Raw genomic sequence first — 26010 nt, 5'->3', positions numbered from 1 at the left:
CCTCAGAAATCGAAATCTGTACTGATCCCGCGTTTCAGCAGCAGCGGCTGCGAAGCGTGATCTTCGAAATGGCTGGTCTTACCGATGCGCGTTCGCAGCTTCAGGAAGACTGTCTGATTGTTATAAGCGTCTGCCGCCTTGGACAGCAGGAAGCTCCGCGACAGCTCACGCTCACGCGGGTTCTCAGACGTGAAATCGAATTCCAACTCGGCTTCGTCAGAGATGAGTGTTCCATCGTCAGCAAAGATGGCTGCATGCACCTGCCGGAGCTGCTGCTTGTCGGTCACTGGCTCCGCCTGATAGAAAGTGACCTGGATCTGGCCCGTGGTGATCTGAGCACGGGGTGGCGGAATGATCTGCACCGAAACCTGTCCGACATCCTCTTTACGCTGCTTGCCGACACGCAGGACCGGCAGAACGATCTCCTGCAGGCTCGCCCCACCATGGACAAAGCGGCTGCCTGATCCTTTGACCCGCAGGCGGTTGATCGAGTTTGGGATTAGAATGTCCTGCTCACCTTCCAGCCCAAGCTGTGCGGCAGAGAACTTCTTCATGCCGTCATTGCTGTTGAGGCCTCGGCCGATCACGAAGCGCCGGTTTCGTGTAACGATCTCGCCTTCCGGCTCGCTCAGCGCGAAGCCGCTCTCTTCCAGAGCCTTGTGTTGCCACAAGAAGCCGTGATCGGCGGTGATCAGGATGTTCGAGAAGTTGGCCGAGGTCAGCTTCCGCACCAGCTTCACCAGATCCTCGATGGCAGTCTCTGCCGCAGCGGGGACATTTTCCTCGGTGGTGAGCTTATCGCCAATCGCGTCGATCTGGTTGTGATACAGATAGAGGACATCATGATCTCGGAAGAGGTCTTTGCCCTCCGATGATCCCAGATTCATGAAATCCTTCGCCGCGAGAACCTTTACCCGGTCTCCGGCTCGGCCCGCAGCCAACGCCTTCTCACGAGCGGCGGCCCCCATGGTGTTTTCACCGTCCAGCAGTACCAAATCATTGTCGTCGCGGATCGCCAGTTGCCGGTGCGGCAAGAGCGCCGCCATGCCAAGCTGCGTGTAGCTAGGCAAGACCCCGATCATTGGCTTCAGCTCGGCATCGAACCGATTGAGCTTGCGGATCTCGCGCAGCGCCTCTTCGGCCACCTCATAGCGCAGCGCATCCGAGATGATGACAACGACCTTTTGATCCTTGCGCCGGTATTCAGCGGCCTGTTCCCGGTAGAAATCCACCTGACGCGGAAAGCCCGGAACCGCCCAGTCCGTCAGGCGGGCAACCTGATCCTGCCAGGCATCGTTCAGTTTCAGCACGAAATTCGTGGTGTAGCGGTTCTCGACCGCCTCATAGAGCGCGGATAGCAGCCCTGACTGTCCACTCTTCTGCATATGATAGATGAACTTGCGATAAAGCTGGTCCAGGCGGAACCAGCTTGCGGAATAGCGTTTCACACCATCGGACAGGCTGGTCATCGTCAGATCGGCCTCGGCCAGCGCCTGCTGAAACTCGGTCGCATAACCAATGGCCTGATAGACATCCGCGTAACGGCTATACCAATGGCTTTGGCGGCGATCGCGCACCCATTTCAGCACATCTGTCGCCGACAGGCTCTGCCGGGCCAGCCCCTCAACGATGGCGACGACGATCCGCCGGTCCACCTCCTCGAAGTGATCATGCGGGATCAGGGTGCGAAAATCGTGGGAGGCCAGATTGTCCCTGATCTTCAGCACGTCCTGATAATCGCCCGACAGCTTCTCGAACGCTTCACCCCACCGGCGTGTGGCGCTCCAGCGGCGGAACATCAGCGCGGCATCAGTGTTCAGTGGGGCAGCTTCTCCCATGGCCCGCGCCCAGGCGCTGGAAAACAGCGTGATGGCGAAATCCTGAAAATCCGGCGCATCCGCCGCATAGCCATAACGCGCTGTCACTTCCTTCCAGAAGAACTCTGCCAGCCCGACCCGATCCACCAGCTTCAGCGCCTCATCACGGCCTTCAGCCAGCTCGGCCAGCAACGCCTCGATCACCGTATCGAGATCGCCATCCGCACCAGCGCAGACCGCCAGCATCTTGCGGCGGACATCGTTGGCGCTTTGCGAGGGCCGCTCGCGCTCGATCGCGCGCAGCGCTTCCAACCGCTTGCCGGAACGATAAAATTCGGCGTGATCGCGCACGGCAGCTTCGTATTTTGCCGGAATACCCAGATCCGCCACCCAGATCGCCGCCTGATCGGCGCGGAACACGGCGCTGGCCAGTTGCACATCCAGTAGCCAGTTCTCAGGCATCGGCGGCTCGGGGCCGTCCTTGTAGAGCAGAAACCGTGCCTTCGGCTCCTGCCGCAACATGCGGTATTTCAGGCCGAACTCATTATTGACGATCTCCACTTTGGTCACGTCGGGCAGGTCAACGGCATCGAACGCCATGCGCAGATCGCGGGCGGCGTCATACCAGAAGACGATGCGATGCCCCTGATCCTCATAGAGCCGCATCAGGCCGGCGGTGATGCGATCAGTCATCCGCAGCCTCCAGCCCCTTGATCGGCTTCAGCGCACCGACAAACAGCGGGTAGTTGCGCTTCACACCGTCATCCAGATCGATGGCGATCTTCTGCTGCGCCATAGGATAGACGACTTCGCGCTCCCATTCGGTCAGTTCGGCGATCTGCCTGATGACCGTAGCCGTTTCCTTCTGCGCCTTTGTTTGCTGGGCAGGCGTAGCGGCAGGATCGACAGCCAGCTTTTCCAGCCGGGCGCGCTCCACCTCCAACTTGTGGATGAACTCGCGCACATACTGGTTCAGCATGACCGAGACCGTGTCGGGCCGGTAGCGGTGCATATAGATCAGCGCATTGAAGCTGCCCTTGGGGCTGGAGAACATCCAGTAGATCGGGCGCTTTTTATAGCGACGCACATGATAGTCGAAGAAATCCTTTGTGAACCAGCGGCGCAGATCCTTGCCGAGCGCCGCCTCAACGAAGGCGAGGTTTTCGCGGAACTTTGCCTCGCCAAAAGTGACGCGCAAGAAGTCGCGGGCGCGAGTGACGATGTCATCGGCGAACCAGTCGGCGTCCAGCACCGGGATGACATTGTCTCGATCAGGAGCAAACGTCGGTTCCGGCACGCGGGCCAGATAGTCCTCGATCCCTTCGCCATGATTGGCGAGGATCAGACCGGGCGCATCGAGGCTGTAGCGCCCGAACATGCAGCCCACGACATAGTGGAGGAATTCGGCCACCGTATCCTCGCGTAGCCGCGCCTCACGTTCCTCTTCCGTCCCCTTCACGCCATAGCGATAGGCCGGGTTGCAGGTGAGCGTGATTTCCTCGATCGGCACTTCGGGGGTGAGTTCGTCCTGAAGGCCATAGGCGTCAATGAAGATGCGGTTGTTCTCTTCCTCCAGCCGCCGCATCTCGTCCGTCATATCCTGCCAATGTGCGCGGAGATTGTAGTAGCTTGTGGCCAGCGCTCCAGCCCGGTGATCAGGCGAGAGCAATGGCAGCGTGGTAAAATCCCAAGAGGTTTCGTAGGAATCCCAGTCAGATTTGGCCAAAGCAACAAGTCGACGCTCTGCTGCGTCTAGTTTAGCAGCATCGTTTTGTTTTAAGTTTGCGATCGGCAGGGAAAGGACGTCATTGACTTGGGTGTTGATTGTTGGGTTGATCGCATCCAAGAAAAACCTTGTAGCGTGACTATTAAGAGCCGCGAGGGCAACATAATCACATCGAAAGTCAGCATTGAATATGACAGGGCCACCGGAGTCGTATTCCGCAACGTCACGTTTAATGCGGAAAGTCGGATTAGCAGATGTCACTTTAGTCCATGTAATCCCTTCTTTACCTTGGAAGCTTTCAGGATACAGACCTCCAACAGAATCGTAGTGCTTTACAGCCTCCGTAGACCAGTCGACCAAGTGCTCCTCGTTGCCGTAGTGCTTGCGGACCTCCCCGCCTTTGGTTAGACGGCGCCAGTGGCATTTGTCCTTTGATGTCTCCCAGATATAACGGATGTATTTGTCGCTTCCATGCGTTTTCAGCCTACCGCCGGACGTCCAAACGTCCCGAAAAAGTGTGCCTTGAAAAACTGAAAAGTTGGGAAGCCAATATGCGATCGGGCTTGCCGGAACTTTCAAAAATTCTTTATTTTTTACGGAAATGAGATCTTTTGCGTTCATTCGCTCATGAAAGAGCGTCTGTTTGTCGACAACCGCAGGAACGTTGCTTAAATTAATGTATTGCCCAGTCCCATTTTGTGCACCGCGTCGCACCGTGAAACCGACGCCACGGTTGTATACGTGACCGTCAGGAAAACAATTCCAGCCGACGTGCATCAGTGTCTGAATGGAAGCATTACGGATTAGTTGTTGTCGAAGTTCCTTGAACGAGGATAGGAACATCCAACTGTCCAGCGTGACAATGGCAGAAGTGCCTTTCGGTCTGCTTAGGCTTTGACATGCAATAATAAATGCAGTCATCAAATCAGATTTTCCTGACGGATAATTTCTCTCGATCCAACTCTTTAATTTAGGATTCATGCCGCCGTTGCCCATGTACGGTGGGTTAGCCACCACCACATGATACTTAGGCGACAGCGCCTCAGCCAAGCGCAGCACGGCCACGACGCGCTCCTGCACCTCCTTCAGCAGCAGGTCTGAACCAAAATCCCGCGCCTCGACCACCCGCAGCGTCTCAGCAGGATCGCGCAGCTTCGGCATGATCAGCGAGCCGAAGTTCTTTGCCTGCTCGAACTGCCCCAGCGTCTCGCGAAGCTCATCGGTGAACAGATCCTTGCCAACCACGGCGGCGACGTCCTGCATCTCGGCAGGGGTGAAGCGCACGTCCTGTAGCACGACGATGTCGGGCTTCGCCTCCATCCGCAGGAACCGCCGCCGACCCAGCTTCGCCGCCGCCTTCATCGACAGGGCAAAGGCTGCCAACGCGCCGGCGCGGTCGTCAATCTCAATGCCCGTTAGGTTGTGCTTCAGGATCAGGCTAGGGATTTCGGCCGCATCATGGCCTTCCTCGGCATAGATTTCATACAGAAGATCAAACGCATAGGTCAGCATATGGCCCGAGCCACAGGCCGGATCGCAGATGCGGATATCCTCGGGCCGGGTGATCTTCAGGAAGTCCGTCTCTGGCTCTTCCGGCGCGATGTAATAGTCCATCTTCGCCGCCAGCCCGGACTGCGGACGGTTCAGCAGCCACAGCCGCCCCAGCGAGTTTTCCACCAGATAGCGAACGATCCAGTGCGGGGTGAACAATTGCGTCGCGGCGGGGATATTTTCCGCCGTGATCTTCTGGTTCTTCTTCAGGCCCGCAAAAACCTGATCCTTCTTTTCGCTGATATAGAATTGGTAAAGCCAGCCGATGATCTCGACATCCTGGCAGGCCTCTTCCGTCATCACTTCGCGCAGGCGGGCAAGGATGCTGTCCGGCGACAGAAGATCGTCGGGTATCAGCAGCTCGGTATAATCCTCGGCCCGGTCGAGCATATCGGCGCGCTCGAACATATAGGGCATGGCGCCATGCCATTCGTTGCAGGCATGGATCAGCAGCAGGCGATAGGCCTCCGCCTGCCCATCATGGGCGGGGCGCGTTCCGTTCAGAAATTCGGCAATCTCAGGCCGGGCGCGATCCGGCAGGTTGCCAGCCATCGCCTCCGCCAAGATCTCTGGCCGGGTGGCGCCATCGGCAGGAGATACGACGCGGGGGTTGGTCAGGCCCGTGACGTCCATGAAGCGCAGCGCGGTGAAGCGGTTGAACCAGGTATAGGCCGCCTGTTCAATCACCTGGCCGCGGTTGCTGTTGGCGGCGGCTTCCAGTCTGGCAATCGCCTTGGGATGTTCGCGGCGCGCCGCTGCGCCCTCGGCCAGCACCATGTCCAGCCGGGCAGTGACTTGATCGATCAGCAGGTTGCGCGCACTTTGCGCAAATTTCTTCAGGGCGTTGGTATCCATCAGACAATCACTTTCTTGCCCGCGCCGATCTCGGCCAGCAGGGTCTTTTTCATCTCGTCGAGGTAGCGGGTCACATCGTCCGCATCTTCGAGATAGGTTTTCGCGAAGCGGACGGTGATCGACTGCGCCTTGATATATTGCGGCTTGGCCGGTGCCGGTGGCACATATGGTTTAGCCGGAGCTTCGGCTACGCCACCGGAAGGTTCGGGCTGGGGCGCGGGCATCGGAGCTGGTGCAGTTGTCAGTTCGGCAATGCGTGTCAGCGTATCAGCCAGAAGATTGGAACGCACCTCGGTCGCCAGATTGCGCAACGCCGGGATCAGGCTCTGTGCGGCAAGGCCTGATTTCCGATCTGCAAGCTCTTCGCGGATGCGTGCCTGCTGTTCGGGCGGCAGTGCGCCAAATTCCGAAGTCTGGGCGACTTTTCCGGCCACCTCGTCAATCGCCGTGATGACAGCGTTGCGCTCAGCCAGAACGGTTTGCTCAATACGCTCCTTCAGGGCGTAAAAATCCGTCTTCAGTTCCTGAATCGCGGTGCCCTTGTAGCACTGCGGATCCTCAAGAACCTGACGCAGCTTGCCGGAGGTGGTGCCTTCGGCATAGCCAAGGTTCTGTTCCTGCCTGGTCAGGAAAGAACGCACTTCATCATAGATGGCTTTTTGCGGCCCGCGCGTGAAGCTGCGGACTTTGTCGAAGACATCCTCTTTTGCATCAAGAAGCTGGTCTTCCTGCCCGATCGGGCCGGTGATGAACCAGGTGGCAGACTGATCGCGCATCCCATCCAACAAGGTGCGCAGGGGATCGAGGGCGGCGGCAAAGGGATAGGCTGCAATGGCACGGTTCTCCTGCTCGACATCACCAAGCAGCTTGCGCAGTTGCGTCTGCCACTCCGCACCCAGACTGCGCGCGTCATTGCCCGAGGCAGGCAGATCGAACAGCGCTTGAAACAGCTCACGCGATTTGCGGATCTGGGCCGCGGTGAACTCGATCTGCGGGGAGAGCAATATGTTGCCAAGGGCATGGCTGTTGCGCAGCCCCTGCACGAGGGCATCGCCTTCCAGCAGTGCGCTGTCGGCCCGAGCCTCAAGCTTGCCGCGCGCGACAAGGCTCGCAGTTAGGCACAGCACCGCAATGGACGGCCAGCCATAAGGCTTTGCGCCGAACTTCTCGACCAAAGCCTTGACGGAGACCCGCGTCCCAAGGCGCATCTGGGACTGAGCATGGTTCAGCACGTCCTGCTCAGCTTCGGTCAGGCCGCTGCCTTCGCCACCGAAAAGTTCGCCATCGGTTTTGCCTGCGCGCACAAGATCAGCTTCGGTATAGGTAGCGCCACGCAGAACAGGCAGGCTGGTATAGACCTTGTCGACCAGGAACTGGAAACCTTTGACCAGCCGTTCCTGCGGGTCTTCGCCGCCGATTTCCAGCTCTGTCCCCCGCACGAACAGCCGGGCATCCGCGATCAGGCTGCGCAGGCGCTGCACCAGCTCTTTTTCACGGCGTGTATTTTGATCACGCTTTTCCGCGATGATACGATCACGGCCGGGCTGGGCGTCGCCGCTGGTGACCTGACGCGCAAATTTTACTGTCTGGAGCCAGAGGACGAGATCGCGCGTAAAACGCACATCACGCCCGAGCAGGACAACCATCTCATCGCTTGCCATGCTGTTCGAACGAACCACATCCGGCGCGTCGGAATCGTCGCTGAACGGCGAGATGATATTGACGGAAAGCTCATGTTCCCGGTTCAGGCTGTGGCCGTCAAGCTTGCGGGTGAAAGCGTAATCGACGCCCGTGCCGGCATGCTTGATCTTGCCGTGACGGAGGATCGCGCCGAACGCCAGTTCATCGAGCTGCCGTTCTATCTCGGCGGGATCGACGGCGATTGCCTTGATCTCGGCCTCGACGTCCTTTTCCTCATTGGTGAGGAATTCATAGACCTCGCCGTTGCGCTGGATCAGCGTCTGACGCTCCAGAAGCGACAAAGCCTCCTCGATATTGCGGCGCTGCTCGGTCTGGTCCGCCTCGAACCGGGACAACAGGAGGATCGATATGTTGCGGGCAGTCGGTTTGAATTCCTTGACGTATTTGACAAGGAACAACACCTTCAGCACCCGCACGGCAAAATCATCGCCAAGGTTCTTTTCAGCCAGTTGGATTGACTGCTGAACCGATGATTTCAGGGCGGTGCGAATCCCCTCAAACATCAGGTCAAAGGTCGCCAGCCCCCCAACCGGCGTGTCGGCCAGCTTTTTGGCCACCTCCTGAAACACCCCCAGCATAGAGCGTTCGCCGACCGAGCTGTGCTTGCCCTCAAACGCGTTATGCTGCGAGAGGCCCATGATCGCGCGCTGGAACAGGTCATACTGGTAGTTCGGGAACGGGTAGCTCGCGACGAACTGCTCCTTTCCGGAGAAGTTCCTGAACTTGAAGGAATTATCGCCGAAATCGAACAGAGTGCGCAGGTTGTTCTCCTCAGCATCGTAAAGATTGCCAAGGGTGATCTGACCAGCCTCGGTCTTTGCCAGAAGGCGGCGCTGGATGACTTCGGCCACATCCTGAGAGTTCAGCGGCATCCGGTTGGCGAAGCGCGCCTGGATTTTCGAGAAGTCATTTTCTTGCTGCGCGGTCAGATCCCCGATGACCGAGCCCATGTCCTGCTGGGCGGTGACAACAATCCAGGCCTGCCCCTTGCACTTAGTGTTCAGGCTTTCGGCAATGGTCTGCAGGTTCGTCATCAGTTTGACGTTGTCGGCGATATACTGCCCCACCTCATCGACGAAGAAATTCAGCCGGAACTTCGGCCCCTGCGCATCGATCCACGACTTCACCATATTGGCGAAATCCTCGATCGAAACCTTCGTATCCTTACGATACTGGCCAAGAATATCCTTGACCTCATCGCCCGTGACCTCGGCAAAGGCGGCGGCAATGTGCTTGCCTTCCATCAGAGCCTGTTCACGCCCGCGCTCCCAAGGCTTTCCGGAAGACTGCGCAAAGGCCGCCTTGAAGGCATCGAGCTTGCCTCGACTGTCGAGATCACGCTCGAACTGCGCGATATGCGGGAGCTTGCCGTAATAGCCGCACATCTCGTCAAAGACCTTCTGGAAGACGGCCAGAAGCGCATCGACATCTGTCTTCGAGATCACATCCGCCTTCTGGTCGATATTGAACAATACCGACCGGGATGGAATCGATACTGCCTTGCGCAAGGCCCCCGCCAGCATCGAGTTGCCTGCGAGCTTTCGCTCAAAGATTTCGACGGCACGCTGCCCCTCGACCTCATCATTCTCCAGAAGGAGGGCGAGCATCTTCAGCAGGTGAGATTTACCTGATCCGAAGAACCCAGAGATCCACACGCCGTTCGCGGTATCGTAATTGTTGTAGGCGTCGAGGAATTGCTCCAGTCGGGCACCGATCTCATTGGTGATGACATATTCATCGAGCTCGGTCAGGAGGCTGGCCTTGTCGTCAGCCTTGATCACCCCATCGATCGAACGGTCGACCGGCTTGGCAAAGATATCACGTAGAAAAGCAGCCATCGGTCAGACCTCGTAATTCATGATATTGAACGCGCGGTAGTATTTGTCGTCATGGAGTAAGCCGAACAATTCCAGCGATGCTCCTGTCGCCAGCGCGTGCGTGTATTTTCCCGGAAAGAACATGACCGTCGGGCGATCTTTCGCGGTGCTTTGCAGGTTGTTGAGTACGTTGTGCGACCGCAGGTAGGGGTAAACCTCGCCTACGCCTGACAGGAAGATCACGTCGTGCGGGACTTCTTCGATGCGCCGCGCAATCTCTGGAATGAGGTGTGCCTGCGGGTCCAGAACCCCCTGCAACAGTTCCTTGAGCTCCGCCTTTTCCGTTTCGGCTTCAACCTCAAGGATCTGCTCGAAGATACCCCGGTCTTCGAGGATCCTGATCGAAAGGTCATAGAGATCGATATCAAGTACGCGCACACCGGCGTGGCTCAGCCGGGCGATCAGATCCTCGCGATCCTCGCCCAGGCTCAGTCCGTCTTCGGCATCAAAAGCGCAGATAAAAAAGGGAACCTCGTTTCCCAGCCCTTGCTTTTGCAAGAACCGATCGCTGGAAACTACCCTGAATAGGTGCTCGGCGCGGGCGCGCCGATCAGTTTTCGTGCCCACTATTACCCCCCATTTCCGGGAAAGACCTGCAAGTCCGCCGGATTACTCTCCTCAATCAGCCGCTTCATGCGCCCCGATAACCAAATCGGCTGAATTCTACCCTCGACGCTTATCAAACCAACTTCACGTAGTATCCGAAACAAGACCTGACGCAATTTCGCGCAGGTTGAAGCTGAAAGAGCGGCGAGGCCGGGATCGCTTTCAGCCTTCTCCGCGAGAAAGCGGTCAAAAACCTCATGGCCCAGGTCGAGCCGCCATGATTGGTAGCGTTCGCTGATCACCTCGACTGCGAATTCGTGGACAAAACGATAGGTCCGGCAGACCGCCAGCCACATCATCGCCTGCTGCTCGGCGCGGTCAGCCTCTACCGACAGGTAATGACGTTCGGCATCGGAGAGATGGCCTATCCGGTCGTACACTTCACGAAGCGCGCGGGTTTGCGAGGCCAGTTTGGGTAAGGATGACGCGCCCTGGGCCAGCAAACGCTCACGAGCAGATGCCCAGTTCTCACCGGGTTGATAAGCTTGAGCAATCACGATGCTCTCATTGAGCATCAGCCCGCCCACGCCAAAGGACATCCGATATTTCGCTGCGGCCACCATCATTTAGGTACCGCCCCGCTTGCTGTGTCAGCCTCATCGAACTCATGCTGCGCACGCTCAAGGGCGGCGGCAACCTCGTCTTCGTCAGCCGCAACGATATGCTGGGTCCGGGGATCACGCAGCCTAGCCCCATCAAGGAGTCCTAGCCGCTTGAGCACATAGAACAGCATGGCGTAGCGAACTGTCAGCACAGCGCGCCCGTCCGCCATGTTGTAATCCTTTGCGACCACCGCCTGCTGACCGACCGACAGATCAGGATGCGGCACAAGGGTGATATCGAAGGTTTCCTGCCACAGCCGGTCCTGTGCCGCAGCAGCACCTGGCTCGCCGAACTCGCCGAATCCAAGGACACGCGAAAGCAGGAAATCCTTGAAGCGCTCCGTCTCATGGCACCAGGCCCGCACATGCCAGCGCAGACCATCAAAGCCGAAGGCATGCGGGGTAATCCGCCGCCATGCCGGATCGGGCCGATCGCGGTTCATGGATTGGTAGTGAAGGTCCAGCGACCTTTCCTCCCGCACTGCCGCCAGAACTGAACGCAGAACTTCGGTATCGACCTTACGGCGCAAAGTCAGAGCGATATCCATGTCAGGCGGGGCAGCGAGCCAGTTCGCCCCCGCGTCGGCGAAACCTTCCGCCATCGATCGGAGCCGCATGAGATAGGCGTCCGGGTCCGGGTCTAGAAACACCGGCTGAAATTCCGGGCCGGCTACGTAGCGGCGAGCGCTTTTGTCATAGACCGCATTCTGCGGCGCACGCTCCTGATAATGGGTCAAGTCCTTTGACGCCTGCGGAACGGAGACGCCAAACGTATCGATCAGGTCAGAGCGATTGACACCCCCCTCCCAGAACAGGCGGAATTCGATGAACTCCAACCGCCTCTCGACACCCCATTTCAGCATTGCTCGTCCCGCCGCACTTGAAAGGATAAAAAGTATATGGGACACCTTGCGATGTCCGTATATTTTCTATTCTAACAAACCTCAAACTGTCAAGCCCGAGGAAGGCCGGATGCGCACCGTGTCACCGTGCACAAACACGGCGGGGCAAAAGCGCTATCGAAGTCGGTCAGCCTGGACGTGGGCAGGGCCACGACATCTTCGATACCGACACGGTCGATGTCGATTGCAGCCAATGCTACGGCGTGATCGTACAGTACCGTCAAACCCTATTTTCGCCGGGCCAGCCCTGTCAGCGATCGTGCCAGGCTCAACAACCGCCGAGACGCCGGATTGTCGTTTTGCGCGGACCAGACCATGCTGAACGGCAGCACCTCGTCCGCAAGTTCCCGGTAGGTGATCCCTGGAAACTGGGCGACGGTCGTTGCTTCGCTCGTCAGAGTGAGGCCGCGACCGAGAGCGACCAGCGATAGGATATTGTCGCGGCCGACCTGCTGAGACTGAATATCGAGGTGGCGGCCGAGACCGGCAAGGTGAGCAACCAAATAGTCGTGGATCTCCTGACCCGGCGCAACGTCACTCACAATGAACCGCTCGGAGACCAAATCGCCCCATCCAAGTTCCGGCTTGCCCGTCAAAGGGTGGTTATCGGGCAGCACCACGAAAACCTTCTCGCACCATAAATGCTCCGCCTCACAGCCATCCCATGCCGCGGTTCCCGTGATGAATGCGACGTCCAGACAAAGTTTCCGGACAGCCGCGATGTGCTCGGGCGGATTGCCGTCAATAAGGTCGACCTGCACGTTCGGGTGGCGCGTGCCGAAGGCACGCAACAGATCGAACAGAAATCCTGACGCAAGGGACGAAAATATCCCGACCTTGATCAGCCCTTGCTCCGCCCGGCCAACCGCCGCCACCTTGGTCACCCCAATGTCGATCTGACGAAGAGCATGGCGAGCGTTGCGCAGGAATTCCCGCCCGGCAACGGTCAACCGCACCCCGCCAGCATGTCGCATAAAAAGCGACGCCCCGAGTTCATCTTCGAGATCACGGATTCGTCGGCTGATGGAGGATTCCTGCACAGAAAGCGCAGCAGCAGCCTTACGAAAACTCCCATAGTCGACGGCGGCAACAAAATATCGCAACTGGTTCAGCCGGACCGCAGATGTACCGGGTTTCCCCTCAACGACCTTTGTGAGGCTATCATCAGGCGAGGTCTGATTGTTCCCGATCACAGCCATGGTGCATCATCCGAAACAGCGTTCGGTTTCTGACGGACACCCCGCCATCATCAACGCGAAAATCGATCTGTGTGCGTTCATCAGCTCTCCGCACATCCTCAAACTAAACGACGTTCAGTTACCGAATGCTGCTTCTTGACTTCCGTCCCGTCAACGAAAAAAGTAAATGCCGTTTAGTTTTCACGACAAGTTGCAACAGGCATCGGAATGGCCCGTCCCCGGAAAGAGCAAGAACTTGATATTGCTCGTCGTGCGATCGACGAAACGATCCGGCTGCTGTCAGAGCGTGGAGACCTCGACGTACCGCTGACTGCGGTCGCTCATGCCGTCGGATGCACAGCGCCAGCGCTTTACGGCCATTTCCGGAACAAAAGCGCCTTGCTGCGCGCCGTTCGGGAAGAAGGGTTCAACCGGCTATACAGGGAAAAGCTGGCCATCTTCGAACAGATGCGCGGCAACCCATTCGGCTATTTGCGTGACGGGAGCTATGCCTATGTCCGCTTTGCGTTGGAAAACCCCACGCTGTACCGGCTGATGTTCACACCGCCGCCACGGCTCGGAGTCAGCGATGATCCATGGTCGGGCGAAGCTGGAAGACAGATACTAAATCTATTGCTGACGGGACTTCGCTGCTCTCAGGACCAAGGCTTTTTGCCCGGCATGGATCTGAGCCGTTACAGCTTTATGTTCTGGTCAACGGTACATGGTGCGGTAAGCCTCACCCTTCAGAACCGGGAAATGGATCAGCCCGCCAAATGGGACGCGACACGAGAGGCCGTCGATACGTTGATGGAAATCATCGCCGCGACGCGCAATGGCACGCGCGGCGCCTCATGAGCGAGATCTTCGGGCGCTGGCAAAGCCCCGATCTGTCGCAATGAACCGCTCCAGCATCGGCACAATCAGCCTGACAGGATCGGCAGCGGGCTGGCCGGTTTCGCGAGCCAGCACTTCGGCATAGGCGGCAAGATCGCGGTGCAGCGGCCCCGGCAGTTCCACCGTCACCTTCACGGGCTTGTCTTCGATGAGGGGGCCGAGTTTCAGCTTCGTCATGGTCAGTTCCTGTAAGGTTCGAGTACGAGATCGCGGGTAACGATGACCCTGACCGGGTAGCCCGGCCGGATCGTCAGGGTCGGCGCGACCTGCAACTGGCGCTGGACGATCTGTTGCCCGGCCTGATTGATGGTATCCTGCGCTCCGTCGCGGATGGCGCGGATCAGACGATCCTCGTCGTCGGTCGCCAGTTCCGTGCCGATGCCGAGCAACGTGGACAGCCCCGCCGCCTTCATCAGATCCCACCAGTGGTAGTCAACGCCATCTTCCAGCCCGGCATAACCGGAAGCGTCCGCACCGGGCTGGCGCTCCAGCACGATGGAGCGGCCGTTGGGCAGAATCAGGCGGTTCCAGACCAGCAGCACGCGGCGCTGACCGAACTGCACACCGGCGTCATACTGACCGATGATGCGCGTTCCCTGCGGGATCAGGAGCAGGCTGCCGGTCGGACTGTCATAGACATTTTCCGTCACCTGCGCGGTGATCTGGCCGGGAAGGTCCGAGCGGATGCCGGTAATCATCGCCGCCGGGATTACGGCCCCTGCCTGAAGGATGTAGGGCGAGGCTGGCGCCATGATCCGATCTATGGCAACGGTCTGCCGTTCCACCGGCCCATTCAGAAATGCCGTGTGACGGTCCTGTGTTGCGGGCTGACCACCAAGGTCAAGGCCAGCAAGGCCCGGCATATTGGAGCCAGGCGTCGTCGCCACTCTTGGCCCGGACTGGAAGAACACTGTACTGAGACGCGCAGCTTCTTCTTCGGCAAGCCGGCGCTCTTCGGCAGGATCGCGGGCAGGCGTCGCCATGGCGGGCGGCGTGACCGGCTGACCCCGGTTCTGGGCATCCAGGATCGGGCCACCGAGATCGCCCGGCAATGCCGGCCCCAGGACCGGCCCGGTATAATCCTTCGGCAGACCCGCCAGTCCATCTGCCGTGGCGCGATTCTCGGTCGAATAGAGTTCTTCACCGTTTCCGCTCATGTCGCGCGTCTGGAGCGCATAGATCAGCGCCCCGCCGATGCCGAGGAGCGCAACAGCCCCGGCACCGGCCAGCATCTTGCGCGACAGGCGCGTGACGCGCGGCGGCTCGGCACGCAGACGCATCGGCGTTGGGTTGGTGGTAGCCTCTTCACTCATGACGGTTGCTCCCCGGTTTTGGCGGGCTGGGCAGCTTGCCTTTGCTCGATGCGAACGATCCTGACCGTCTGCTGCTGCTTGCCGCTACCAAGACGCAGCTCAGCCGCTCCGAACAGCCGATCGACTATCAAGATGTTCTGGTGAACACGGGAATTGACGATCTGGGTATCGCCCTCGGAACCGATGACGAAGATCGGCGGCATCTCTCCCTGCACGATGCCGCGCGGAAAAACGACATAGACACGGCGGCCATCGTCGAAGACGGAAATCGGTCGCCATGGCGGCGTATCTCCGGTCAGGCCGTAACGATAGTTGCGTGCCGCCTCGACCGGGATGATGGGTGCTGCGGGAACGGTCTGGCGCTGACCGGCAGGCAGCGCAGGATATGACCAGGACACGGACGGCATATAGAGCGCCTCGCGGGCGCGCAACTCGATCATGTAGGTGCGCCGATCGGTCGTCACCACGAGATTGGTTGAGATGTCGGATCGGGATGGTTTGACGAGAATATGGACCCGGCGCGACGTACCGCTCCCGCTCTCGGTATCGCCAATGATCCAGCGAGCGGTGTCTCCCGCCGCGATCGGTCCCGCGCCGGTCAGGCTTTCGCCCGGCTCCAGCGCGATATTGGTGATCTGCCCAGGTGCAGCATAGACCTGATAGAGCGCGCCTTCCGACCAGGGATAGATCTGGATGGCGTTATAGTAACCCTCGCGGCGCGGCTCGACGCGGGCGGCGGCATTGGCGTTCTCGACGCGGCCTGCCGGTGTTCCGGCAGCAGTTCCGCCGCGTGCGACCGTCCAGGCCGGCGGCGTGTGAAGCAGCCGAGGCCGGTCATCGGTGACAGCGGTCGGCACGACGGGCAACGCTGGCACATCGGCATCATAGCTGAACTGCGGCGCTTTGTTGGTGGCGCAGCCGGCCAGCATGGTGGCGGACAGCAACAAAGCCGCCAAAGCGGGTTTACGGAAAACCGGTAAGCCGGAATTACGAACCATCATGCGGGTCATTGGCTCATCTCTCGCGACCATGAAATTGCATTGACGTAGATGCCGAGCGGATTGGCGCGCAGACGCTCGGCATCGCGCGGCGTCTGGATCACGATGGTCAGGATCGCGGTCCAGCGCTCGGTCGTGGAAAGCTGCCCGTTCTCATAGTGACGCTCGGTCCAGGCGACGCGGAAGCTGTCGTTCGAGGCGCGTATGACGCTGGAAACCTCGACTGCGATCTGCTGGCGGCCGACACGGGTGAACGGATCATTGGCGCGGGCGTAATCGTTGAGCGCGGCCGCCCCCCTATCCGTGGTGAATTCATAGGCGCGCAGCCAGTTCTGGCGCACGATGATGGCATCCGCCGGGATCGAGCGCGTCTGCTCGATGAAACGGCCGAGGTGGAAGGCGATCTGCGGATCGCTCGGCCGGTAGTCGGCCGTCGCAGCGGCGACGGTCTGCGCCTGGCCGAGATTATCGACCTGCACCACCCAGGGCACCACGGTCCCTCGCGCCGATTGCAGGACAAGTGCGGCAGCGAAGCCTGCCGAGAGGATCAGCGAGCCGAAGGCCATATAGCGCCAGTTCTTGGCCTGCACGCGGGCCGTGCCGATGCGCTCGTCCCAGACTTGCGCGGCTTTCTGGTAAGGCGTCTCGGGTTCGGGCGATTTGCCGTAATGGGTCGCTGGACGTCTGAAGATGTTCATGAGCGGTCACTTTCGGAAATGTTGACGGAAGAGCCGCCGCCGTGACTGTCACCGGAGCGGACGGCATGGGCGGCCATGGTCGTGCCGTGATTGAGCGCCTGGCGGCGGTGCATCTGCTGCGCCCATGCAGGCGGGCTGCCCGTCGGTGCGGAGGCGGGTGCGGCAGCGCCGGCCACCCTCGCACCGCCAATGGTTCCCTGCGAGGACGACCCACCAGTGACGCCGAGCCCGGCGCGCGCGCCATCGGAGAAGCTGGACTTGACGCTTTCCGCTGCTTTCGAGGCCGCCCGTTTCAGAGGCGATGCGGCGGCGGAGCCTGCCGCGCGGGCAACACCGCCGAGGCCGGAGGTAACACCGGCAGCGCCTGACTGGCCGAGCGATCCGACACTATAGGCGGCGCTCGCCGCACCTGCGGCAGCAGCACCGCCACGGACCGCCGCAGCTCCACCCGACAGCGCCGCTGCCCCTCCCTTCGCGGCCATGCCTGCGGCAGCACCGCCGGCAAGCATCATGCCGCCAGCGGCAAGGCCGGTTCCAACTGCTGCACCTGCGCCAAGCTGCGGGCCGCCAGAAACCAGACCGGAAGCGATGCCGGGACCGAAGATGCCGAGGCCGAGAAGGGAAAGTGCGGCCAGCACGATCGCCATAGCGTCGTCGATGGTCGGCGTCACGCCGCCGAAACCGGCCGTAAACTGCGAGAACAATGTCGAGCCGATGCCGATGATGACGGCGAGCACCAGCACCTTGATGCCGGAGGAGACGACATTGCCAAGAACGCGCTCGGCCATGAAGGCGGTCTTGCCGAAGAGGCCGAAGGGAATGAGGACAAAGCCCGCCAGCGTAGTCAGCTTGAACTCGATCAGCGTGACGAAGAGCTGTACGGCGAGAATGAAGAAGGCGAGCAGTACCAGCGCCCAGGCGAACATCAGGCAGGCGATCTGGATGAAGTTCTCGAAGAACGACCAATAGCCCATCATGTCCGAGATGGATTCGAGCAGCGGGCGACCGGCATCGAGGCCGGTCTGCGCTACCTTGCCGGGCCGCAGCAGATCGGCGGCGGAAAAGCTGGTGCCCGAACCTTTCAGGCCAAGACCGGCGAAGCTGTCGAAGATGATCTGGGCGAGATTGTTCCAGTTGCCGATCAGGTATGCGAAGACGCCGACGAAGAGCGTCTTCTTGACGAGGCGTGCGATGATGTCGTCATCGGCGCCCCAGGACCAGAAGAGTGCGGCCAGCGTCACGTCGATGACGATTAGCGTGGTGGCGATGAAGGCGACCTCGCCACCGAGCAGGCCGAAGCCGCTGTCGATATAGCTGGTGAAGACGCCCAGGAAATTGTCGATGACGCCGGTGCCGCCCATGGTTCACTGTCCCCCGTTCTGATGCGGAGCGGCGGGCACCGGCGTCCCGCCGAGGAACCGGTCGCGGTTCTCGGCCCAGGTGGCGAGGCAGCCGGGATCGTTCACGGCGGCCTCGCCTAACTGCTGGCAGTGGCGCAGGCTCTGGCGCAGCGGATCGGCAGGTGTCTGAAGCGCCGGCGTCGCACGGGGCTGTGCTGGTTCGTCCTCGCGTGTCATTTCGATCACCGTCGCGGTGATGGCGATGGCCACGAATATGATCGCGCCCAGCCGGGCCAGCATCTTGCCGTCCATGTCGCGCCGCTCCTGTCCGGTCAGTTGTTGCCGTTGCCGAACATCCGGGCATTGCCGGGCTGATAGCCCGATCCCGGCGTCAGGAAACGCTCGCGCTGGATGCGGCCCTGTTCGGCGGCGGTGGCGCGCTCGGCTTCGATCAGCGCCTCCGAGCGGCCATTGGCCGACATCAGGGCGATCAGATCTGAAAGCTGCTGCGACTGGAGCGCGAGAAGCTGATTGCCCGCCTGTGTGGCCTGCAACGCGCCGGTGGCGTTCTGGCTCTGCCCGACAAGGGCGGACATCTCGGCGCGATTGGTGTCAATATTTCCGACGACACCGGCCTGCACGCGCATGGCGTCCTGCAAGCCGCCAACCGTATTCTGCCAACGGGACCGTGCATCGGCGACGAGCTGGGCGTCGGTCGCGGATAGCGAAACCTTGCCGTATTTCTGTTGGAACATTTGATCGACGTTCTGCACGTCGAAGGCAATGTTCTGCGCCTGGGCCAGAAGCTGCTGCGTGCGCTGGACGTTCTGCTGCAAAGTCTGGAGCGAGGAATATGGCAGACTGGCGAGATTCTTCGCCTGATTGATGAGCATCTGCGCTTCATTCTGAAGCGAGGTGATCTGGTGGTTGATCTGCTCCAGCGTACGGGCGGCGGTCAGAAGGTTCTGCGCATAGTTGGTCGGATCATAGACGATGCGGCCGAAGCCAAAAGCGTGAGCGGGGCTTGTCAGCATGGGCGACAGTGCAACAGGCATGGCGAGCGTCAGCGCCAGCACGGATGCACTGACATATCGGGAAACGGGGATACGGATCATGGCAGGGGCTCCTTTTCTTGGCTGTCATCTGGATGGATTTGATCTGGCGCGACCGGCCGAGCAGGCTCTGTCCGTTCGACAAGATTGGTAAGGTTCGGGATCAGATCGACGGCCCATTCGACGCCGCGATCGCGCAGCCAGGCCGCGAGAAAACCGTCCTGCCCATGCTCGGAGACGAGTTCGGCGATACGGGTCTGATCGGATTTGGATGATGCGGCGCAGAGCGCGAGACCGACTTCGCTGAGGCCAAGCTCGAACAGGCGATTGCCGCGCCGCGATTGGCAGTAATAGTCCCGCTTGGGCGTGGCCCGCGCGAGGATCTCGATTTGCCGGTCATTGAGGCCGAAGCGGCGGTAGATTGCCGTGATCTGCGGCTCGATGGCGCGTTCATTCGGGAGAAGCAGCCGCGTCGGGCAGCTTTCGATGATGGCGGGCGCGATATTGCTGCCGTCAATGTCCGAGAGCGACTGCGTGGCGAAGATGACGGAAGCGTTCTTCTTCCTGAGTGTCTTCAGCCATTCGCGGAGCTGGTTGGCGAACCCCTCATCATCGAGCGCCAGCCAGCCTTCGTCGATGATGAGCAGCGTCGGCCTACCATCGAGCCGGTCGCCGATCCGGTGGAACAGATAGGCCAGCACAGCCGGCGCAGCGCCCGTGCCCACCAGTCCTTCGATCTCGAAGGCTTGCACATCGGCATGGCCGAGATGTTCGGCCTCGGCGTCGAGCAACCGGCCATAGGCGCCGCCAATGCAGTAAGGGCGCAACGCCTGTTTCAGATCGTTGGATTGCAGCAGCACGGCAAGGCCGGTGATGGTCCGTTCCCCCGCCGGGGCGGATGCCAGCGATGTCAGCGCCGTCCAGATGTGTTCCTTCACCTCCGGCGTGATGGTCACGCCCTCGCGCATCAGGATCGCGGCGATCCAGTCGGCGGCCCATGACCGTTCATAAGCGTCATCGATCCACGCCAGCGGTTGCAGGGAAACGGACGCCTCGTCCCCTTCGGTCAGCCCACCGCCCAGATCGTGCCAGTCGCCGCCCATGGCGAGCGCTGATGCCCTGATCGAGCCGCCGAAATCGAAAGCGAAAATCTGGCTGCGATCATAGCGGCGAAATTGCAACGCCAACAGCGCCAGCAGCACGGACTTGCCCGCGCCGGTCGGGCCGACGACGAGGGTATGGCCCACATCGCCGACATGAAGGGAAAGCCGGAACGGAGTCGAACCTTCGGTCTTGCCGTATAGCAAGGGGGGCGCTCCGAGATGTTCGTTCCGTTCCGGCCCCGCCCACACGGCCGATAGAGGGATCATGTGGGCAAGGTTGAGCGTCGAGATCGGCGGCTGCCGGACATTGGCGTAGGCATGTCCGGGGATCGAGCCTAGCCAGGCATCGACGGCATTGACGGTTTCCGGCATAGCCGTGAAGTCACGGCCCTGAATGATCTTCTCGACCAGACGCAGCTTCTCGTCGGCGATACGGGGATCGGCGTCCCAGACGGTGACGGTTGCTGTGACATAGGCCATGCCGGCGACGTCAGCGCCCAGTTCCTGCAAGGCCATGTCGGCATCGAGCGCCTTGTTGGACGCATCGGTGTCCACCAGCGCCGATTGCTCGTTGGTCATCACCTCCTTGAGGATCGCGGCGATGGATTTTCTCTTGGCGAACCATTGACGGCGGATTTTGGTGAGGAGTTTCGTCGCGTCCGTCTTGTCCATCAGGATGGCGCGGGTGGACCAGCGATACGGGAACGCGAGCCGGTTCATCTCGTCGAGCAGGCCGGGCGTGGTCGCTGTCGGAAAGCCGATAATGGTCAGGACGCGCAGATGCTTGTCACCAAGGCGCGGTTCCAGCCCGCCAGTCAGCGGCTGATCGGCCAGCAGCGCATCGAGGTGCATGGGCACTTCGGGCACGCGGACACGATGGCGGTTCGTGGAAATCGTGGAATGGAGATAGGTCAGCGTGCCCGCGTCATCGATCCAGTGGCATTCGGGCATGAAGCCGTCGAGCAGCGCCAGCACGCGGTCGGTGCGGTCGATGAAGCCGCGCATCAGCTCCCATGGATTGACGCCGGATTGCTCACGGCCCTCGTAGAGCCAGGTCTCGGCGCGAGCCGCATCTTCGGCGGGTGGCAGCCAGAGGAAGGTCAGGAAGTAGCCTGACACGAAATGCGTGCCCGCTTCCTCGAAGGCAGCTTTGCGCTCGGCATCGACCAGAGCGGAGGCCGGATCAGGAAATTGGCTGCCGGGATAGGTCGCGGCTTCGCTTCGTTGTGCCTCAACAAAGATCGACCAGCCGGAGCCGAGGCGGCGCACGGCGTTGTTGATACGCCCGGCGACCGCGACCAGTTCGGCGGCAACAGCGGAATCCAGATCCGGCCCGCGAAACTTCGCAGTCCTCTGGAAACTGCCGTCCTTGTTCAGCACGACGCCCGAGCCAACCAGCGCGGCCCAGGGCAGGAAATCCGCGAGGCGGGTAGCGGTACGGCGATATTCGGTGAGGTTCATCATGGCTGCGCCCTCACACCGACAGATGACCGGGTATGCGCAGATGCCTACGGCCCACCTCGACAAAAAGCGGATCGCGTTTGGCAGCCCATACCGCGAGGAAATGACCGACCGCCCAGATGGCGATGCCAACCAGCCAGAGACGAAGGCCGAGGCCGACGGCGCCGGCCAGCGTGCCGTTGACGATGGCAATCGAACGCGGTGCACCGCCGAGCAGGATATGCTCGGTCAGCGCCCGGTGAACCGGGATGGAGAAGCCCGGCACCGCATCGAGCTGTTCAAACCCGCCCGCCATCAGATGAGCGCCCCGCCGCCGAACGAGAAGAACGACAGGAAGAAGCTCGACGCGGCGAAGGCGATGGACAGGCCGAAGACGATCTGGATCAGGCGGCGGAAGCCGCCGGAGGTATCGCCGAAGGCCAGCGCCAGGCCGGTGGCGATGATGACGATGACGGCGATGATCTTGGCGACAGGCCCCTCGATCGACTGGAGGATCGACTGAAGCGGGGCCTCCCAGGGCATGGAGGAGCCGGAGGCGTGTGCGGCAGGCGCCAGCATCAGACTGATGGAAACATTGGCAGCGGCGGTTGCCATGATGCGGCAGCCGCGTGAAATCGTGCGGATCATGAAGGGTTCCCTTTCGAGGTGGTGGCCAAAGTGATGGGATGCGTGATGGCGTAGTCGCCGTCCGGTCCCAGCCCATCGACGCGGGCGAGTTCGACCAGGCGGCGGGACGATCCACGTCCGGCAAGAACGGCGACAAGGTCGATGGTCTCGGCGATCAGGGCCCGCGGGACGGTGATGACGGCTTCCTGGATGAGCTGTTCGAGGCGGCGCAGCGCACCAATGCCGGAACCGGCATGGATGGTGCCGATCCCGCCGGGATGTCCCGTCCCCCAGGCTTTGAGCAGATCGAGGGCTTCGGACCCGCGCACCTCCCCGACCGGGATGCGATCAGGACGCAGGCGCAGCGAGGAGCGCACCAGATCGGAGAGCGTCGCCACGCCATCCTTGGTGCGCATGGCGACGAGATTGGGCGCGGCGCATTGCAGTTCGCGCGTGTCTTCAATGATCACGACGCGATCCGAAGTCTTGGCGACTTCTGCCAGCAGCGCGTTGGTCAGCGTGGTTTTTCCGGTCGAGGTGCCGCCCGCGACAAGGATATTGGCGCGCGTGGCGACGTTCAGGCGCAACACCTCGGCCTGAGCGCTGGTCATAATTCCGGCGCTTACATAGTCGTCGAGCGTAAACACCGCGACGGCGGGCTTGCGTATGGCGAAAGCGGGTGCTGCGACCACCGGCGGCAGCAGGCCCTCGAAACGCTCTCCGGTCTCAGGCAGTTCGGCCGAGACCCGCGGACTTCGGGTATGAACTTCGACGCCAACATGATGAGCGACCAGCCTGACGATCCGCTCGCCATCGGCCGCCGACAGCCTCTCCCCCGTATCGGCCAGACCTTCGGAGAGCCGATCCACCCAGATGCGGCCATCGGGATTCAGCATCACCTCGACCACAGCTGGATCTTCCAGAAAGCGAGCAATCGATGCCCCGAGTGCGGTGCGCAACATCCGCGCACCACGCGCAATCGTCTCGGGTTTCTGATGTGATGCGGTCATGGCGGCCCCATTCATGGCGGGACGCGCAAAAGACGGACCCCGGATTGGGGTCGATTAAAAGAACCTGATTTAGGGCCGTTTCAACAGATGTTTACGCGTGTGCGGGCATCGGCGGCGCGGGGCGGCAAATAGGATGGATCGAAAGTTCAGAGCTGGTTTCCACCCGCTTCGGACTGGCCTTGTGACGAAAGATCGTGAAGCGAATCCATATCCCGCGACAACTCTTTCAGGAATCTGTCGCCGGAAGCCAGGCGCTTGCCCAGCGTCTGCATGAAGCCTTCGAAGCGCTCGTTGCCCTTGATGCGCGCCGATTGTTTCGCGCTATCTGACAGCGGCGGCGTCATGGTGAGCCAGAATTGTACGAACAGCGAAAGCGTCTCGCCGAGGATGGCGACATCTTCGTCCAGCATATCGAACTGGCGGCCAAGCTTATCCAGGCGTCGCGACATTGCGGCTTCCAGCCGTTCGGTCGTGTCACCGGACAGGAAGGATGCTACCGCAGCCTCGATCACTGCGGATTTTGAAACATTGCGACGCAGCGCCAGGCCTTCGACCTGCTTCAGCAGATCCGGGGAGAAGTAGACATTCATGCGGGTGCGGCTCGTCATGCCTGTCTTCCTTCTCAAATGTCGATACCGTCATTGGGGTCAAGTGATGCCTGCCGCGCGACCATGCGCATCCGCTCGCGCATGGCGCGGGCCTTGGCGGCATCGACGTCGGGCTCATCATCGAGAAAGTCGAACTCCTGCGATGGCGGCGGTGGTGGCGGGATGATTTCCTCATGCTCGGGAAGCTCCGGCTCACGCCGGATACCGGCATTGGCAGGATCGTCGTCGGACGTGTTCGACGCGGGTTCGTGGCCAGCCGCGGGCGTAACAACACGGCTCGCCCAGTCGTCTGGTGCAGATGTTGCCATTTTCACCGACTGCTTTTTTAGATCGGGCAGCGGCAACACCCGTTCCTGAAACCGGGCATCGGCATAGTAGCGCGCCTTGGCGGCGCGGATGGGCGGCACACCCGCTACCATGACGATCTCGTCGGTTGGCGGAAGCTGCATGATCTCGCCCGGTGTCAGGAGCGGCCGCGCCGTTTCCTGCCGTGAAACCATGAGATGCCCGAGCCAGGGCGCGAGGCGATGACCGGCATAGTTGGTGGAATCGCGCATTTCTGTCGCCGTGCCGAGCGCGTCGCTGATCCGCTTGGCGGTGCGTTCATCATTGGCAGCAAAGGCGACACGCACATGGCAGTTGTCGAGAATGGCGTTGTTCTGCCCGTAGGCCCGTTCGATCTGGTTGAGCGACTGCGCAATCAGGAATGCTTTCAGGCCGTAGCCGGCCATGAAGGCCAGTGCCGATTCAAAGAAATCCAGCCGTCCGAGCGCGGGAAACTCGTCCAGCATCAACAGCAGGCGATGGCGCTTGCCGGAGGTTTCCAGTTCCTCGGTCAGCCGCCGCCCGACCTGATTGAGGATAAGGCGGATCAGCGGTTTTGTGCGATTGATGTCCGAGGGCGGTACGACGAGGTAGAGGCTGACAGGTTCTTTTGCTCCGACCAGGTCAGCAATGCGCCAGTCGCAGCGGGCCGTCACGCGGGCCACGACCGGATCCCGGTAGAGGCCGAGAAAGGACATCGCCGTGGACAGCACGCCGGAGCGTTCGTTCTCGGACTTGTTCAGCAGCTCGCGTGCCGACGAGGCGATGACGGGATGCACACCGGCTTCACCCAGATGCGGCGTGTCCATCATGGCGCGCAAGGTTGCCTCGACCGGTCGGCGGGGATCGGACAGAAAACTCGCGACGCCGGCCAGCGTCTTGTCCTTCTCGGCATAGAGGACATGCAGGATGGCGCCGACCAGTAGCGAATGGCTGGTCTTTTCCCAATGGTTACGCTTGTCGAGGCTGCCTTCGGGATCGACCAGAATGTCCGCGATGTTCTGCACATCGCGGACTTCCCATTCCCCCTGACGGACTTCCAGCAGCGGGTTGTAAGCTGCGGAATGCACATTGGTCGGATCGAACAGCAGGACGCGGCCATGGCAGGACCGGAAGCCTGCCGTCAGATTCCAGTTCTCCCCCTTGATGTCATGGACGATGCAGCTTCCCGGCCAGGTCAGCAGCGTCGGCACCACGAGACCGACCCCCTTGCCCGATCGGGTGGGCGCGAAGCAAAGAACATGCTCAGGTCCGTCATGTCGTAGATAGTCCTTGCTGTGTCTTCCCAGGACCACGCCATCGGGGCCGAGCAATCCGGCAGCATGGATTTCCTTGTCCTCGGCCCATCGGGCCGAACCATAGGTGGCGACGTTGCGCGCCTCGCGCGCCCGGATGATCGACATGAAAAAGGCGGCGGCGATAGCGAACAACGCCCCGGACGTGGCGATGAACGCGCCCTCGGTGAAAATACCAGGCGCATAGGCGTCGAAGGAAAACCACCACCAGAAGAAGGCCGGAGGATAATAGATCGGCCATCCCGCGACATCGAACCATGGAGTCCCGAGCTGGGGCTGAAAGCCAAGGCGAAAGGCCACCCATTGTGTCGAAGTCCAGACCATCACCAGGACAATGGTGAACACGACAATGATCTGGCCCCAGAGTATTCGGCCTCCACGCATATAAGCTCCAATCGACAAAAGAGTCGGAGCCGATCAGAGAATAGGCGTTTTCGAAAGTCGCAACAGGAAAGGCCGAGCCGCAGCGCTGCCGGATATCATCGGCGGC

At 60.7% G+C, this 26010-nt stretch carries 21 protein-coding genes; 1 reads left to right on the top strand and 20 read right to left on the bottom strand.

From position 1 onward, the window contains the following. Positions 1-2: 2 nt before the first annotated feature. The 7 genes from pglZ to BKD14_RS17950 all read right to left on the bottom strand — a co-directional run bounded on the left by pglZ (position 3) and on the right by BKD14_RS17950 (position 12836). Positions 3-2510 carry a BREX-1 system phosphatase PglZ type A gene (gene pglZ, locus BKD14_RS17980; protein WP_075657536.1) on the bottom strand — a complete coding sequence of 836 codons (2508 nt, stop codon included), beginning with the start codon at positions 2508-2510 and terminating at the stop codon, positions 3-5. Then, positions 2503-5949, bottom strand: a complete 3447-nt coding sequence (gene pglX, locus BKD14_RS17975) for a BREX-1 system adenine-specific DNA-methyltransferase PglX (protein WP_075657535.1) — start codon at positions 5947-5949, stop codon at positions 2503-2505. The genes pglZ and pglX overlap by 8 nt, the downstream gene beginning before the upstream one ends. Next, positions 5949-9488: a BREX system P-loop protein BrxC gene (gene brxC / locus BKD14_RS17970; RefSeq protein ID WP_075657534.1), complete on the bottom strand. Its 3540-nt coding sequence runs from the start codon at positions 9486-9488 to the stop codon at positions 5949-5951. Before brxC ends, pglX begins: the two co-directional genes overlap by 1 nt. Before the next feature lie 3 nt (positions 9489-9491). After that, positions 9492-10094: a DUF1788 domain-containing protein gene (locus tag BKD14_RS17965; protein ID WP_075657533.1), complete on the bottom strand. Its 603-nt coding sequence runs from the start codon at positions 10092-10094 to the stop codon at positions 9492-9494. 2 nt (positions 10095-10096) lie between these two features. Next, on the bottom strand, positions 10097-10699 hold the full coding sequence (locus BKD14_RS17960; RefSeq protein WP_069709526.1) for a DUF1819 family protein: 603 nt from the start codon (positions 10697-10699) through the stop codon (positions 10097-10099). Continuing rightward, positions 10696-11598, bottom strand: a complete 903-nt coding sequence (locus BKD14_RS17955) for a WYL domain-containing protein (RefSeq protein WP_009450526.1) — start codon at positions 11596-11598, stop codon at positions 10696-10698. The genes BKD14_RS17960 and BKD14_RS17955 overlap by 4 nt, the downstream gene beginning before the upstream one ends. A 266-nt stretch (positions 11599-11864) precedes the next feature. After that, positions 11865-12836 carry a LysR family transcriptional regulator gene (locus BKD14_RS17950; RefSeq protein ID WP_075657532.1) on the bottom strand — a complete coding sequence of 324 codons (972 nt, stop codon included), beginning with the start codon at positions 12834-12836 and terminating at the stop codon, positions 11865-11867. 207 nt (positions 12837-13043) lie between these two features. Between BKD14_RS17950 and BKD14_RS17945 the strand changes: the two genes are divergently transcribed. Continuing rightward, positions 13044-13673 carry a TetR/AcrR family transcriptional regulator gene (locus BKD14_RS17945; protein WP_075657531.1) on the top strand — a complete coding sequence of 210 codons (630 nt, stop codon included), beginning with the start codon at positions 13044-13046 and terminating at the stop codon, positions 13671-13673. Here BKD14_RS17945 and BKD14_RS17940 read toward each other — a convergent pair. From BKD14_RS17940 to BKD14_RS17880, 13 genes are all read right to left on the bottom strand, one after another. Further along, positions 13668-13889: a DUF2274 domain-containing protein gene (locus BKD14_RS17940; protein ID WP_038148826.1), complete on the bottom strand. Its 222-nt coding sequence runs from the start codon at positions 13887-13889 to the stop codon at positions 13668-13670. The two genes, BKD14_RS17945 and BKD14_RS17940, sit on opposite strands and share 6 nt — an antisense overlap. A gap of 2 nt (positions 13890-13891) precedes the next feature. Continuing rightward, entirely contained in the window at positions 13892-15025 is a 1134-nt protein-coding gene (locus tag BKD14_RS17935; RefSeq protein ID WP_075657530.1) for a TrbI/VirB10 family protein, read from the bottom strand. Then, the gene (trbG, locus tag BKD14_RS17930; protein ID WP_075657529.1) at positions 15022-16035 is read right to left on the bottom strand and encodes a P-type conjugative transfer protein TrbG; all 1014 of its coding nucleotides are present in this window, start codon (positions 16033-16035) and stop codon (positions 15022-15024) included. Before trbG ends, BKD14_RS17935 begins: the two co-directional genes overlap by 4 nt. Beyond that, a complete protein-coding gene (gene trbF / locus BKD14_RS17925; protein WP_075657528.1) occupies positions 16032-16721 on the bottom strand; it encodes a conjugal transfer protein TrbF in 690 nt (229 codons plus the stop codon). Before trbF ends, trbG begins: the two co-directional genes overlap by 4 nt. Beyond that, on the bottom strand, positions 16718-18082 hold the full coding sequence (gene trbL / locus BKD14_RS17920) for a P-type conjugative transfer protein TrbL (protein WP_075657527.1): 1365 nt from the start codon (positions 18080-18082) through the stop codon (positions 16718-16720). Before trbL ends, trbF begins: the two co-directional genes overlap by 4 nt. 3 nt (positions 18083-18085) lie before the next feature. Next, positions 18086-18373 carry a putative entry exclusion protein TrbK-alt gene (gene trbK-alt, locus BKD14_RS17915; RefSeq protein ID WP_075657526.1) on the bottom strand — a complete coding sequence of 96 codons (288 nt, stop codon included), beginning with the start codon at positions 18371-18373 and terminating at the stop codon, positions 18086-18088. A gap of 20 nt (positions 18374-18393) precedes the next feature. Further along, entirely contained in the window at positions 18394-19176 is a 783-nt protein-coding gene (gene trbJ / locus BKD14_RS17910; protein ID WP_010336163.1) for a P-type conjugative transfer protein TrbJ, read from the bottom strand. Further along, the gene (trbE, locus tag BKD14_RS17905) at positions 19173-21680 is read right to left on the bottom strand and encodes a conjugal transfer protein TrbE (RefSeq protein WP_075657525.1); all 2508 of its coding nucleotides are present in this window, start codon (positions 21678-21680) and stop codon (positions 19173-19175) included. The genes trbJ and trbE overlap by 4 nt, the downstream gene beginning before the upstream one ends. Positions 21681-21690: 10 nt before the next feature. Then, complete coding sequence (locus BKD14_RS17900; RefSeq protein WP_009450537.1) at positions 21691-21972, bottom strand: VirB3 family type IV secretion system protein; 282 nt, start codon at positions 21970-21972, stop codon at positions 21691-21693. After that, a complete protein-coding gene (locus BKD14_RS17895; protein WP_075657524.1) occupies positions 21972-22304 on the bottom strand; it encodes a TrbC/VirB2 family protein in 333 nt (110 codons plus the stop codon). The genes BKD14_RS17900 and BKD14_RS17895 overlap by 1 nt, the downstream gene beginning before the upstream one ends. Then, positions 22301-23293: a P-type conjugative transfer ATPase TrbB gene (gene trbB, locus BKD14_RS17890; protein ID WP_075657545.1), complete on the bottom strand. Its 993-nt coding sequence runs from the start codon at positions 23291-23293 to the stop codon at positions 22301-22303. The genes BKD14_RS17895 and trbB overlap by 4 nt, the downstream gene beginning before the upstream one ends. Positions 23294-23439: 146 nt before the next feature. After that, entirely contained in the window at positions 23440-23901 is a 462-nt protein-coding gene (locus BKD14_RS17885) for a CopG family transcriptional regulator (RefSeq protein WP_075657523.1), read from the bottom strand. 14 nt (positions 23902-23915) lie between these two features. Beyond that, entirely contained in the window at positions 23916-25904 is a 1989-nt protein-coding gene (locus tag BKD14_RS17880; RefSeq protein ID WP_075657522.1) for a conjugal transfer protein TraG, read from the bottom strand. Between the last annotated feature and the right edge of the window lie 106 nt (positions 25905-26010).

It is taken from the genome of Pseudochrobactrum sp. B5, assembly GCF_001939785.1.
Lineage (GTDB): Bacteria > Pseudomonadota > Alphaproteobacteria > Rhizobiales > Rhizobiaceae > Pseudochrobactrum > Pseudochrobactrum saccharolyticum.
The sequence above is the reverse complement of the archived record's forward strand: the minus strand, read 5'-3'. Positions and strand labels throughout refer to the sequence as shown.